Genomic DNA, 8,884 nt, shown 5'->3' on the forward strand with positions numbered 1-8,884 from the left:
GCCACCAGCGGCCGCGCCGAGCGAGCCGGCGCGCATCGACTTCCTCTATGGCGCGGTCGCCTCGCGCGACTTCCCCGCGCTGGTCTGGCGGCGCGCCTACCAGGCCGAGCTGCTGCGCCAGCAGCGCAGCCTGAGCTACGCGCCGCCCGAAGGCGACGAAGGCTTGAGGCGCGCGCTGCAGGGCTATCTGCGGCGCGCGCGCGGGCTGGTCTGCGACGCCGGGCAGATCGTCGTGGTGCAGGGCTCGCAGCAGGGCATCGACCTGTGCGCGCGGCTGCTGCTCGATCCGGCCGATGCCTTCGTGTTCGAGAACCCCGGCTACCTGATGGCGCGGCGCTGCTTCGAGGCCACGGGGGCGACGCTGCTGCCGGTGCCCGTCGATGCGCAGGGCCTGGACACGGCCGCGCTGCCGCGCGACGGCCGCGCGCGCCTGGCCTATGTCACGCCCTCGCACCAGTTCCCGCTCGGCGGCGTGCTCGCCATCGGCCGGCGCCTCGAACTGCTGCAATGGGCGCGGCAGCAGCGCGCCTGGATCGTGGAAGACGACTACGACGGCGAGTTCCGCTACGGCCAGCGCCCGATCGACGCGCTGCGCGCGATCGATGCCGACGGGCGCGTGCTCTACGTGGGCACCTTCTCGAAGGCGCTGTCGCCGCAGATGCGGCTCGGCTACCTGGTGCTGCCGCCCGAGCTGGTGCCGGTGTTCCGCCAGGCCAAGCGCATGGCCGACCGGCATGCGCCGCTGCTCGAGCAGCGGGTGCTGGCGGCCCTGATCGACAGCGGCGCCTACGAGCGCCACGTGCGCCGCGTGCGGCGCGAGAACGAGCGCCGCCGCACGGCGCTGCTCGAGGCGATCGCGCGCCATCTGCCGGCCGAAGCGCAGGTCGCGGGCACGGCGGCCGGGCTGCACGTGGTGCTGTGGCTGCCCTGGCTGCGGCCGCGCGACGAAGCGGCGCTGGTCGCCGCGGCGCGGCTGCGCGGCGTGGGTGTCTATCCGGTGTCGCCGCTCTACGCGGGCAAGGCGACCGGCAACCGTTGCGGCGGCCTGATCCTCGGCTATGCAAGCCTCACGGTCGAGCAGATCGACCAGGGCGTGCGGCTGCTGGCCGCGGTGCTTCAGATGTAGCGCTGTTCCAGCGCGTCCCACTCGGGCTTGCCCACGAGCCGCTGGCGCTCGGCGAAGGGCGTGACCAGGCCGCTGGACTCGCGCACTTCCTTCTCGTCGCGCAGCACCGTCAACGCCTTCTGCATGCCGGCCACCGCGCCCTGCAGCGCGGCATTGGCATAGAGCACGATGCCGTAGCCGAGCTCGCCGAGTTCGGTTGCGTTGAAGATCGGCGTCTTGCCGCCGATCACCATGTTCATGAGCTGCGGCCGGTCGAGACGCCGCGGCAGCGCGCGGACTTCCTCGGCGCTGGTCACGGCCTCGACGAACAGGATGTCGGCGCCGGCCTCGGCGAAGCGCTGCGCGCGCTCGACCGCGGCCTCGAAGCCATGGACCGCGGCCGCGTCGGTGCGCGCCATGATCAGCAGGTCGGGATCGCGGCGCGCATCGACGGCCGCCTTGATCTTGCTCACGGCCTCCTCGGTGGAGATCACCTCCTTGCCCGAGAAATGGCCGCAGCGCTTGGGCGCGACCTGGTCCTCGAACTGGATGCAGTCGGCGCCCGCGCGCTCGAGCGTGCGCACGGTGTGGCGCACGTTGAGCGCGTTGCCGAAACCGGTGTCGGCATCGACGATCAGCGGCACCGACACCGCATCGCGGATGCGCGCCGTGTGGTCGGCGATCTCCGACAGGCCCATGAAGCCCTGGTCGGGCATGCCGAACCACATGTTGGTGACGCCGGCGCCGGTGACGTAGATCGCCTGGAAGCCGAGGTCCTCGACGACGCGGGCGGAGAGCGCGTTGAAGGCGCCCGGAACGATCAGGCCGCGGCGGGCCTCGGCGAGGGATTTGAGTTGCTTGCGGGTGGACATGGGGAGGATCCGTTTTTCAGAAACTGTCGCCGGGCACGCGCACCCAGCCTTCCATCAATACGCGCGCGCTGCGGCTCATCAGGGCCTTGGTCACGGCCCACTGGCCATCGACCGCGCGCGCCTCGGCGCCGACGCGCAAGCTGCCCGAGGGATGGCCGAAGCGCACCGCCTGGCGTTCGCCGCCGCCGGCCGCGAGGTTCACCAGCGTGCCGGGAATCGCGGCCGCGGTGCCGATCGCGACCGCGGCCGTGCCCATCATGGCGTGGTGCAGCTTGCCCATCGACAGGGCGCGCACCAGCAGGTCGACGTCGGCGGCGCGCACCGGCTTGCCGCTGGACGCGACGTAATCCTTCGGCGGCGCGACGAACGCGACCTTGGGCGTGTGCTGGCGCTTCGCGGCCCCGGCGATGTCCTGGATCAGGCCCATCTTCACGGCGCCGTGGGCGCGGATGGTCTCGAACATCGCGAGCGCCTGGGGGTTGCCGTTGATCGCGTCCTGCAGCTCGGTGCCGCCGTAGCCGATGTCGGCGGCGTTGACGAAGATGGTGGGAATGCCCGCGTTGATCAGCGTGGCCTTGAAGGTGCCGACGCCGGGCACCTCGAGGTCGTCGACCAGCCTGCCCGTGGGGAACATCGCGCCGCCGCCATCGCCCTCCCCCTCGTCGGCCGGATCGATGAACTCCAGCGGCACCTCGGCCGCCGCGAAGGTCACGCCGTCGAGTTCGAAGTCGCCGGTCTCCTGCACCTGGCCGAGCGAGATCGGCACATGGGCCACGATGGTCTTGCCGATGTTGGCCTGCCAGATGCGCACGGTGCACACGCCGTCGGCCGGCACGCGGGCCGGATCGATCAGGCCCTGCGCGATCGCGAACGGACCCACGGCGGCCGACAGGTTGCCGCAGTTGCCCGACCAGTCGACGAAGGCGCTGTCGATAGAGACCTGGCCGAACAGGTAGTCGACGTCGTGATCGGGCCGCGTCGAGCGCGAGAGGATCACGGTCTTCGAGGTCGACGAGGTCGCGCCGCCCATGCCGTCGATCTGCTTGGCGTAGGGGTCGGGGCTGCCGATCACGCGCAGCAGCAGCGCGTCGCGCGCCGGGCCCGGCTGTTGCGCGGCCTGCGGCAGGTCCTGCAGGCGGAAGAACACGCCCTTGCTGGTGCCGCCGCGCATATAGACGGCGGGAATCTTGATCTGGGGAATGGATGCCATGGTGATGGGTTCTCAAGCGGCCGCGGTGTTCGCGGCCAGGAAGTCTTGCGCAAAACGCTGCAGCACGCCGCCGGCCTCGTAAATGGACACTTCCTCGGCAGTGTCGAGGCGGCAGGTCACCGGCACGCGCAGCACTTCGCCATTGCGGCGATGCACGATCAGCGCGAGGTCGGCGCGCGGGGCCGGTTCGCCGACCACGTCGTAGGTCTCGGTGCCGTCCAGCCCCAGCGTGAGCCGCGTGGTGCCGGGCTTGAACTCGAGCGGCAGCACGCCCATGCCGAGCAGGTTGGTGCGGTGGATGCGCTCGAAGCCCTCGGCCACCACCGTCTCGACGCCGGCCAGGCGCACGCCCTTGGCGGCCCAGTCGCGCGAGGAGCCCTGGCCGTAGTCGGCACCGGCCACGATGATCAGCGGCTGGCGACGGTTCAGGTAGGTCTCGATCGCCTCCCACATGCGCACCACGCGGCCCTCGGGCTCGATGCGCGCGAGCGAGCCCTTCTTCTGCACGCCGTCGACCACCGCCATCTCGTTGACGAGCTGCGGATTGGCGAAGGTGGCGCGCATCGCCGTCAGGTGGTCGCCGCGGTGCGTGGCGTAGGAATTGAAGTCCTCCTCCGGCACGCCCATCTTCGCGAGGTACTCTCCGGCGGCGCTGTCGCGCAGGATCGCGTTCGACGGCGACAGGTGGTCGGTCGTGATGTTGTCGGGCAAGAGGGCCAGCGGCCGCATGCCGCGCAGGGTGCGCGGATTGGCCGCGAGCGCGCCGACGCCCTCGCTGTCCCAGTAGGGCGGGCGGCGGATGTAGGTGGACTGCGGACGCCAGTCGTACTGCGGGCTGGCCTTCTCGCCGTGGTCGGCATGGATCGCGAACATCGGCTCGTAGACCTGGCGGAACATCTCGGGCCGCACCGAGGCGGCGACGATCGCGTCGATCTCCTCGTCGGCGGGCCAGAGGTCGGCCAGGCGGATCTCCTTGCCGTCGACCACGTCGAGGATGTCGCGCTCGATGTCGAAGCGCATGGTGCCCGCGATCGCATAGGCCACCACCAGCGGCGGCGAGGCCAGGAAGGCCTGCTTGGCATAGGGATGGATGCGGCCGTCGAAGTTGCGGTTGCCCGAGAGCACGGCGGTGGCGTAGAGGTCGCGCGCGACGATCTCCTGCTGGATCTTCGGATCGAGCGCGCCCGACATGCCGTTGCAGGTGGTGCAGGCGAAGGCGACGATGCCGAAGCCCAGCTGCTCGAGCTCGGCCAGCAGGCCGGCATCGCGCAGGTAGAGCTCGACGGCCTTCGAGCCCGGCGCCAGCGAGGACTTGACCCAGGGCTTGCGCACCAGCCCCAGCCGGTTGGCGTTGCGCGCCAGCAGCCCGGCCGCGATCACGTTGCGCGGGTTCGAGGTGTTGGTGCACGAGGTGATGGCCGCGATGATCACGGCGCCGTCGGGCATCAGGCCCGCGGCCTCCTGCTGGCGCGCCTCGTGCAGGCCGATGGCGATCTCGCGCTCGGCCAGCTGCGAGGTCGGCAGGCGGCGGTGCGGGTTCGACGGGCCCGCCATGTTGCGCACCACGCCGGAGAGGTCGAACTTCAGCACGCGCTCGTAGGTGGCGGATGCCAGCGCGTCGGCCCAGAAGCCCGCGGTCTTCGCATAGGTCTCGACCAGCGCGACCTGCGCGTCCTCGCGGCCGGTGAGCCGCAGGTAGGCCAGCGTCTGTTCGTCGATGTGGAACAGCGCGGCGGTGGCGCCGTACTCGGGGCACATGTTGGAGATGGTCGCGCGGTCGCCGATGGTGAGGCTGCGCGCGCCCTCGCCGTAAAACTCGAGGTAGGCGCCGACCACCTTTTCCTTGCGCAGGAACTCGGTCAGCGCCAGCACGATGTCGGTGGCGGTGATGCCCGGCTGGCGGCGGCCCGTGAGCTCCACGCCGACGATCTCGGGCAGCCGCATCCACGAGGCGCGGCCGAGCATCACGTTCTCGGCCTCGAGCCCGCCCACGCCGACCGCGATCACGCCGAGCGCGTCGACGTGCGGCGTGTGGCTGTCGGTGCCCACGCAGGTGTCGGGGAAGGCCAGGCCGTCCTGCACGTAAACCACCGGCGACATCTTCTCGAGGTTGATCTGATGCATGATCCCGTTCCCCGCGGGGATCACCTCCATGTTGGCGAAGGCGCGCTTGGTCCACTCGATGAAATGGAAGCGGTCCTCGTTGCGCCGGTCCTCGATCTCGCGGTTCTTCTCGAAGGCCCGTGGATCGAAACCGCCGCACTCCACGGCCAGCGAGTGGTCGACGATCAACTGCACCGGCACCACCGGATTCACCTGGGCCGGATCGCCGCCCTCGGCCGCGATCGCATCGCGCAGGCCCGCGAGGTCGACCAGCGCGGTCTGGCCCAGGATGTCGTGGCAGACCACGCGCACCGGAAACCACGGGAAGTCGCGATCGCGCCGGCGCTCGGCGATCTGCAGCAGGCATTCGTCGAGGATTGCGGGATCGCAGCGGCGCACGAGGTTCTCGGCATGCACGCGCGCGGTGTAGGACAGCGTGTCCCAGGCGCCGGGGCGCAGCGCTTCGATGGCGGCGCGCGCGTCGATGTAGTCGAGCGCGGTGCCGGGGAGTTTTTTTCTGTGGCTTGAAGTCATCGTGGGGAAGCGGGCGGGAAAGCGATGCGGCCCCGCTGCGAGGGGCCGCGCGGGGTTCATTCGGAGTGGATGTCGTTGTCCTTCACGACCTTGGCATAGCGCGGGATCTCGGTGCCGATCAGCGCGCCGAACTGCTCGGCGCTGCCGCCGGCCGGCGACACGCCGGTGGGATCGAGCTTCGCGACCAGCTCGGGCGCCTTCAGGCCGGTGTCGAGCGCGCCGTTGAGCTTGGCGAGCACGGACGGCGGCACGCCCCGGGGCGCGATCAGGCCGTGCCAGGCCACCACGTCGTACGCGGGCAGGCCGCCGCTCTCGGCGATCGAGGGGATGTCGGGATAGGCCTGCAGCCGCTTCGCCGTGGTGACGGCGAAGGCGCGCAGCCGGCCCGACTGGACGTGCGGCATCAGCGCCTCGGTGCCCGCGATCAGCATGTCGACGTTGCCCGCCACCAGGTCGGTGACGGCCGGCCCGGTGCCGCGGTACGGCACGTGCGTGGCCTTGACCTTCGCCATGCCGAACAGGTACTCGCTCACGATGTGCAGGTGGCTGCCGTTGCCGGCCGAGGCGAAGGTGAGCTTGCCGGGGTTCTGGCGCGCGAAGGCCAGCAGTTCCTGCAGGTTCTTCGCGGGCACCTTCGACGGGTTGACGCACAGCACGTAGGCGCCCTTGGAGAGCTGGATCACCGGCGTCATCTCGGCCACCGGATCGAAGCGCAGCTTGTAGAGCGAGGGATTGACGGTGTAGCTGCCCGCGATCAGCAGCAGCGTGTAGCCGTCGGGCGGCGTGTGCAGCGCGTACTCGGTGCCGATGGTGCCGCCGGCACCGGGCCGGTTGTCCACCACCACCGACTGGCCCAGCTGCTGGGTCAGCACGTTGGCCGCCACGCGCGCGATGAAGTCGGAGCCGCCGCCCGGTGCGAAGGGGCAGACGATGCGCAAAGGTTTGTTCGGGAAGGCCTCCTGGGCACGGAGGGTGGCGGCGGGCAGGGTCAGGCCCGCCAGGGCGGCGGCCGAGAAGGCGCGGCGATTCAGCGTCATGGTCTTGTCTCCAGTGTTGTCGTTCGATGTGGGAGCGCGCCGCCCCGCGGGGCGGCACCGCGGAGTGTGCTCCGAGCGACATCGACCTGGAAGGACTTCACCGCGCCGCTGCCTCCGGCCTCAGGCGCGCGCCTCGATCGGCACGAACGCCAGGTCCTCGGGACCGGTGTAGTTCGCGCTCGGGCGGATGATCTTGTTGTCCACGCGCTGCTCGATGACGTGCGCGGCCCAGCCGCTGGTGCGCGCGATCACGAACAACGGCGTGAACATGGCGGTGGGCACGCCCATCATGTGGTAGCTCACGGCGCTGAACCAGTCGAGGTTGGGGAACATCTTCTTGACCTCCCACATCACCGACTCGAGCCGCTCGGCGATGTCGTACATCTTGGTCGAGCCGGCCTCCTCCGACAGCCGCCGGGCCACGCCCTTGATCACCACGTTGCGCGGGTCGCTCACGGTGTAGACCGGGTGGCCGAAGCCGATCACGACTTCCCTGGCCTCCACGCGGCGGCGGATGTCGGCCTCGGCCTCGGCCGGGCTGTCGTAGCGCTTCTGGATCTCGAACGCGACCTCGTTGGCGCCGCCGTGCTTGGGGCCGCGCAGCGCGCCGATCGCGCCGGCGATGGCCGAGTGCATGTCGCTGCCGGTGCCCGCGATCACGCGCGCGGTGAAGGTGCTGGCGTTGAACTCGTGCTCGGCGTAGAGATTGAGCGAGGTGTGCATCGCGCGCACCCAGGCCTCGGAGGGCTTCCGGCCATGCAGCAGGTGCAGGAAGTGGCCGCCGATCGAGTCGTCGTCGGTCTCCACGTCGATGCGCTTGCCCTGCGTGCTCCAGTGGTACCAGTACAGCAGCATCGAGCCGAGCGAGGCCATCAGGCGGTCGGCGATGTCGCGCGCGCCCGGCAGGTTGTGGTCGTCCTTCTCGGGCAGCACGCAGCCCAGCGCCGACACGCCGGTGCGCATCACGTCCATCGGGTGGGCGCCGGCCGGCAGGCTCTCGAGCGCTTCCTTCACGCTCGCGGGCAGGCCACGCAGCGCCTTGAGCCGCGCCTTGTAGGCCTTGAGCTCGGCGCGCGTGGGCAGCTTGCCGTGCACCAGCAGGTGCGCGATCTCCTCGAACTCGCAGACCTCGGCGATGTCGAGGATGTCGTAGCCGCGGTAGTGCAGGTCGTTGCCGGTGCGGCCCACGGTGCACAGCGCGGTGTTGCCCGCGGTCACGCCCGAGAGGGCAACGGATTTCTTGGGGCGGAAGCCCGCGGGTGCGGTGGTTTCGGTCATGGGGTTCATGCGGTTTCTTCGTTGAGGTAGGCGCGATCGATGGCGGCGGGACGACCGGCGGCGTCGACCGCCACCATCTCGAACACGCCCTTGAGGACTTCTTCGGCCGGCGCGCCCGGCACGTCGGCCAGGCCGGTCACGCACACGGTCATCGAGCTGCGGCCGATGCGGCTGACCCAGCCGCGCAGCAGCAGCTGGTGGCCCACCGGCACCGGCGCGAGGAAGTCGACGCCGGTCACGCCGGCCATCACCACCTCGCGCTGCGCCAGGCCGCGCGCGGCCAGGAAGGCGGCCTTGGTCATCAGTTGCAGGCCCTGCCCGGCGAACAGCGTGCCGCGGTGGTTGGCATGCACCGGCAGCACCAGTTCGCGCAGTTCGGTCGTTCCAGCGGGTGTTGTCATGCTTCGCAATCTACGCAGAGAATGCGGTTTGCAGAAGGGCTGAAAAGGCAAATTCTTGCGAACCCCAATCCTCCAATTTGCAAATTTTGCGAATTTCCCCGCATTCGCAGCGAAGGCGAAACGATGAAGAAGACATTCATGGGCGTGCGCCTGCGCAGCCTGCGCGCGGAGCGCGGCCTGTCGCAGGTGGCGCTGGCCAATGCGCTGGAGCTGTCGCCCAGCTACCTCAACCAGCTCGAACAGAACCAGCGGCCGCTGACGGTGGCGGTGCTGCTCAAGATCAGCCGCGCGCTCGGCGTCGACATCCAGCAGTTCTCCGAGGACGAGGAGGCGCGGCTGGTGGC

Annotated in this window: 8 protein-coding genes; 2 read left to right on the top strand and 6 right to left on the bottom strand. The window is 70.2% G+C overall.

Features of this window, described 5'->3' with window-relative positions; all coding sequences use genetic code 11:
• The coding region (pdxR, locus tag AC27VN_RS23775; protein ID WP_490878098.1) for a MocR-like pyridoxine biosynthesis transcription factor PdxR at nt 1-1,126 on the top strand (1,126 nt) is incomplete at its 5' end.
• On the opposite strand, the gene AC27VN_RS23780 is transcribed toward pdxR, so the two are convergent.
• The 6 genes from AC27VN_RS23780 to AC27VN_RS23805 all read right to left on the bottom strand — a co-directional run bounded on the left by AC27VN_RS23780 (nt 1,117) and on the right by AC27VN_RS23805 (nt 8,540).
• A complete protein-coding gene (locus AC27VN_RS23780) occupies nt 1,117-1,977 on the bottom strand; it encodes an isocitrate lyase/PEP mutase family protein (protein ID WP_490878099.1) in 861 nt (286 codons plus the stop codon). The genes pdxR and AC27VN_RS23780 overlap by 10 nt on opposite strands.
• A 16-nt stretch (nt 1,978-1,993) precedes the next feature.
• Nucleotides 1,994-3,187 carry a 2-methylaconitate cis-trans isomerase PrpF gene (prpF, locus tag AC27VN_RS23785; RefSeq protein ID WP_490878100.1) on the bottom strand — a complete coding sequence of 398 codons (1,194 nt, stop codon included), beginning with the start codon at nt 3,185-3,187 and terminating at the stop codon, nt 1,994-1,996.
• A 12-nt stretch (nt 3,188-3,199) separates the two neighbouring features.
• Nucleotides 3,200-5,824: a Fe/S-dependent 2-methylisocitrate dehydratase AcnD gene (gene acnD, locus AC27VN_RS23790; RefSeq protein WP_490878101.1), complete on the bottom strand. Its 2,625-nt coding sequence runs from the start codon at nt 5,822-5,824 to the stop codon at nt 3,200-3,202.
• 56 nt (nt 5,825-5,880) lie between these two features.
• Complete coding sequence (locus AC27VN_RS23795; RefSeq protein ID WP_490878102.1) at nt 5,881-6,861, bottom strand: tripartite tricarboxylate transporter substrate binding protein; 981 nt, start codon at nt 6,859-6,861, stop codon at nt 5,881-5,883.
• A 120-nt stretch (nt 6,862-6,981) separates the two neighbouring features.
• Complete coding sequence (prpC, locus tag AC27VN_RS23800) at nt 6,982-8,139, bottom strand: bifunctional 2-methylcitrate synthase/citrate synthase (RefSeq protein WP_203207517.1); 1,158 nt, start codon at nt 8,137-8,139, stop codon at nt 6,982-6,984.
• A 5-nt stretch (nt 8,140-8,144) separates the two neighbouring features.
• On the bottom strand, nt 8,145-8,540 hold the full coding sequence (locus tag AC27VN_RS23805) for an acyl-CoA thioesterase (protein ID WP_208513781.1): 396 nt from the start codon (nt 8,538-8,540) through the stop codon (nt 8,145-8,147).
• Between the two features lie 123 nt (nt 8,541-8,663).
• Here AC27VN_RS23805 and AC27VN_RS23810 point away from each other — a divergent pair.
• Nucleotides 8,664-8,884: helix-turn-helix domain-containing protein (locus tag AC27VN_RS23810; protein ID WP_490878103.1), on the top strand; the 221-nt coding region annotated here is incomplete at its 3' end.

Source organism: Variovorax sp. 20P10.2.4 (assembly GCF_058244205.1).

What these genes read in the sequence shown, in the direction of transcription:
- AC27VN_RS23780 (WP_490878099.1), bottom strand. Translation starts at nt 1,977, where the DNA reads ATGTCCACCCGCAAGCAACTCAAATCCCTCGCCGAGGCCCGCCGCGGC.
- prpF (WP_490878100.1), bottom strand. Translation starts at nt 3,187, where the DNA reads ATGGCATCCATTCCCCAGATCAAGATTCCCGCCGTCTATATGCGCGGC.
- acnD (WP_490878101.1), bottom strand. Translation starts at nt 5,824, where the DNA reads ATGACTTCAAGCCACAGAAAAAAACTCCCCGGCACCGCGCTCGACTAC.
- AC27VN_RS23795 (WP_490878102.1), bottom strand. Translation starts at nt 6,861, where the DNA reads ATGACGCTGAATCGCCGCGCCTTCTCGGCCGCCGCCCTGGCGGGCCTG.
- prpC (WP_203207517.1), bottom strand. Translation starts at nt 8,139, where the DNA reads ATGACCGAAACCACCGCACCCGCGGGCTTCCGCCCCAAGAAATCCGTT.
- AC27VN_RS23805 (WP_208513781.1), bottom strand. Translation starts at nt 8,540, where the DNA reads ATGACAACACCCGCTGGAACGACCGAACTGCGCGAACTGGTGCTGCCG.